Origin of the sequence: Streptomyces specialis, assembly GCF_001493375.1 — a bacterium.
GTDB lineage: Bacteria > Actinomycetota > Actinomycetes > Streptomycetales > Streptomycetaceae > Streptomyces > Streptomyces specialis.
The window spans coordinates 1-2,914 of the sequence record NZ_LN929828.1; the positions used below are offsets into that span (position 1 = coordinate 1).

Here is a 2,914-nt window from a genome sequence, read left to right on the forward strand (position 1 = left end):
TATGATGTATTCTGTATACAGCTAGCTAGTTCGACTGGATGAATTTTAGGCGAACTTCCAAGACTCAAACGTGTAGGGCACTTGGATTATTAAAGACGCGAGTGCAGACAAGGTCAGCACTATACTCTGTGAAAGAGGCGGCAGAGGTAAAAAAGAGACAGGACCAGGGCCGGCACCGCCTTGCGCGGCGGGAGCGATCCGCCCGGTCCGGGCGCCGGGCCGTCGCCCGCCGCGGGTTCCGGCGCGGCGTCGTGGTGGTCCTGGGCCCAGGCGTTGAGTGCCGTGGCCACCGCGGTGGAGACCACCGCCGCGAGGGCGGCGGCGATCCCGAGCCGGTCCCCGCTGTCCGAGGGCAGCAGACCGAGGGGGTCGGCGGCGCCGGCCCCCAGCACGGCCACGAACACGGCCACAGAACCGGCTCCGGCCACCAGCCACCGCGTCCAGCGGGCCACCGCACCCCCACGACATCGCCGAGCGCCCACCGGGCGGGGGCGGTCACCCGTCCCCTACCCGTACCGGCGGCGGGCCCACCGCGACGGCCGGTCCGCCGATCCGTCACCCGTCGCGGCACGGCGCGGAAGCGGCGGGCACGCGTGCTCAGGTCAGGCCGATGTCGAGGGAGTCGATGTCGGGGACGGTGACGTCCAAGTCGTGGGCGCGGGAGCCGTGGGCGCGGAAGTACGCGAATCCCAGGCCCTGTCCGAGGAGCCGCGCGAGTCGTTGTTCGTCGGCGCCCGCTTCGTGGGCGGCCAGGAGCCGCGCGGGGACGTCCGGCGGCAGGGTCTCGGTGACGCGACGCAGGCGGGGGTCGTCGGTGGAGCCGGGCGCGGCGGTGAAACCGAACCGCGCGCGGGTCTCGACGGTGATCCCGGCCCGGGCGGCGGCGCGGATCGCGCGGCGGCGGATCCCGGGCTGCCAGGACTTGTCGGCCTCGCGTTCCAGCGCGGCGGCCAGGCGCGGGCCGGGGGTGCGGATCTGGCCGGTGAGGTAGCGCTGGACGGTGCGCGGGGAGACGCCGAGGCGGGCGGCGACGGCGCGGGGCGAACCCTTCTCGGCGCGCACCAGCAGCCGCATCCGGGCGGCGGGGCTGCGCGGCAGGGGGCGGGTGCGCGCGGAGCGGAGCGCGGTCTCGATCGCGGTGGTGATCTCGTCGGCCATGGTCTACTCGTCCCCGCCGCGGCCGGCGTCGGCGGCGATGTGGCGGGCCGGGTTGTGTCCGGCGTCCAGCAGCCCGGCCGCCCACCACAGTTCGCGGGCGCCCTCGTGCTTGACGTGGCCGGGGCTGACCCCGAGGCGGAACGCGCCGGGCACGGGCTTTCCGGCCGGGTCGCGGGGCAGCAGGGCCAGCGGCGACGGTCCGGGACTGGGGTAGACGACGCAGTCGCTCAGCACGGCGAGCGGGTAGTGCCCGGCGGCGGCCATCCGGGTCATCTTGCGGTGCATACCGACCCGGGCCCGCGCGATGACGGCCGCGCGGATATCGGGCCGCCAGGTGGGGCGTTCCAGCGCCGGCCAGCGTTCGCCGCGCAGCTTGTCGCGTCCCTGCGGGCGTTCGCGGAGCTTGCCGATGGCTCCTTTCACGGTCGCTTTCACCGCGCTCAGGACCGCCGCCATGGCCGGGTCGGCGTCCTTGTGCCGGGCCATCGCGGCCAGGAACGCGGCGTCGTCCAGGTCCTTCGTCACCCCGAGGTCGGCCATCGTGGCCAGGTAGGCGTCGCGGAGGCGCGCGTACCAGGGGTCCAGGTACGGCCCGGCCTCGGGGCGGATCCACGCCTCCAGCGGGCGGACGTCGGCGCCGAGTTCGGCGGCGTAGGCGACGGTCGGGGTGGCGTACCAGGCGGGGCCCGTGGGCCGTTCGCCGGTCGGGGTGAACGGCGAGGGGAGACGCGGGTCGACGTCGGCGCCGGAGAGGTCCACGAACCAGCTCCCCGGGAGCGACGTGTCGAACCGGGGGCCGTCGGTGTGCACGGCGGGCCCCAGACCCACCGTGAGGCGGTTGGCGGCGGCCAGGAACGCCGCGTTGACGTCGAGGCCGCCCGCGAACGGCATCGCGCCTTCCGTGTCCGACAGCGATTCCGGGTCGCGCACCCACTCGTACGCTTCCTCGTCGAGCGCCTGGCCCTCGCCCCGGCCCCGGGCGACCGGGTGTTCGGGCGGGGCCTCCGGCGGTGCGGGGTCCACCGGGGCGGTCAGCGAGCCGGGCACGGGGCCGGCGGTCCAGCTTCCGGTCGTCGCGTCGCGGACGGCGCGGGTCGGCGGGCGCAGGCTGGTCATCAGCTCCAGTCCGTTGACCGCCGTCGATCCGCGCGGGGTCAGCACGCGGCTCGCGTAGGTGCCCAGCACCCGGGCGAGGCCGGCGGGCGGCAGGTCGGCGGCGCCGCCCCAGGCGCGGGTGTCCAGGGCGTCCCAGGGGAGGACGGCGAACTGCGCGCACTGGCGGCCGGATCCGGCGACCGGGCGGGAGACCCGGGCCCACGGCCCGAATCCACGCCGGGTCAGTTTCCAGCCGGCGGCGGCCAGGTCCCGGACGGCGGGGTGGTCGGCGGGCAGCCGCCGCCCGCCGCTGGTCCGCCGGTCCGTCAGCTCGGCGGGCAGGCCGAGCCGCGCGGCGGCGGGGGCGGTGAGCACGACCAGCGGGTCCGCGTCGCGTCCCGAGCGGTGCAGGCGTGCCTGTCCCAGGCCCGCGCCGAGTGCCCACGCGGCCAGGTCCGGGAGGGTCGTGGCCGGGCAGGCGAGGGTGCGGCCGTCCGTGAGGTGCGCGGTTTGGTCGCCGTCCAGCACGGCGAGCGGGCCGGCCGGGGAGGGCGTGTCGGTGGTCCGCCGCGCGGAGGGGGCGGCCGGGGCCGGCTCTTATACTCCTCTGCGAGCCCACGTGACAGGCAGAAATTTCGTATGCAGTCCTCTGCTTGGATAA

General features: G+C 75.6%; 2 protein-coding genes and 1 pseudogene. All 3 read right to left on the bottom strand.

What is annotated here, in order from left to right; translation table 11 throughout:
• Positions 1 to 119: 119 nt before the first annotated feature.
• Entirely contained in the window at positions 120 to 452 is a 333-nt protein-coding gene (locus BN2279_RS07750; protein WP_159037106.1) for a hypothetical protein, read from the bottom strand.
• A 145-nt stretch (positions 453 to 597) separates the two neighbouring features.
• Positions 598 to 1,158, bottom strand: coding sequence for a telomere-protecting terminal protein Tpg (gene tpg / locus BN2279_RS07755; protein WP_059007800.1), 561 nt, complete (start codon positions 1,156 to 1,158; stop codon positions 598 to 600).
• A gap of 3 nt (positions 1,159 to 1,161) precedes the next feature.
• Positions 1,162 to 2,847 (bottom strand): annotated as a pseudogene (gene tap / locus BN2279_RS07760) (telomere-associated protein Tap); the annotation flags it as partial.
• Positions 2,848 to 2,914 lie beyond the last annotated feature (67 nt).